Here is a 276-nt window from a genome sequence, read left to right as displayed (position 1 = left end):
TGTAGTTGCCCCCGCTAAAACGGACAGTCCTAACTTGCCACTTTGAGAGCGCGATACTCCCTCGGTGACATCATTTTCAATCCGCTATGCGGATGATAATTGTTGTAATCCTCAAACCATTGTGCAAGCTGAGCCATCACTGTTGCTGCATCAGGACGCTCGCTCAAGTAAACATAATCCCGTTTAAACGTCTTCACAAACGCCTCAGCCATGCCGTTGCTCTCAGGGCTTCTCACGGGGGTTGTGCATACCTTAAAGCCCAGTGATTTCGCGAAC

General features: G+C 49.6%; 1 protein-coding gene. It reads right to left on the bottom strand.

Annotated features, from left to right (window positions below; translation table 11 throughout):
- Nucleotides 1-29: 29 nt before the first annotated feature.
- Nucleotides 30-276 (bottom strand): integrase core domain-containing protein (locus LGT40_RS00090; RefSeq protein WP_226343087.1); only part of this gene is annotated, 247 nt, incomplete at its 5' end.

Origin of the sequence: Methylophaga pinxianii (assembly GCF_020447225.1) — a bacterium.
GTDB lineage: Bacteria > Pseudomonadota > Gammaproteobacteria > Nitrosococcales > Methylophagaceae > Methylophaga > Methylophaga pinxianii.
The sequence above is the reverse complement of the archived record's forward strand: the minus strand, read 5'-3'. Positions and strand labels throughout refer to the sequence as shown.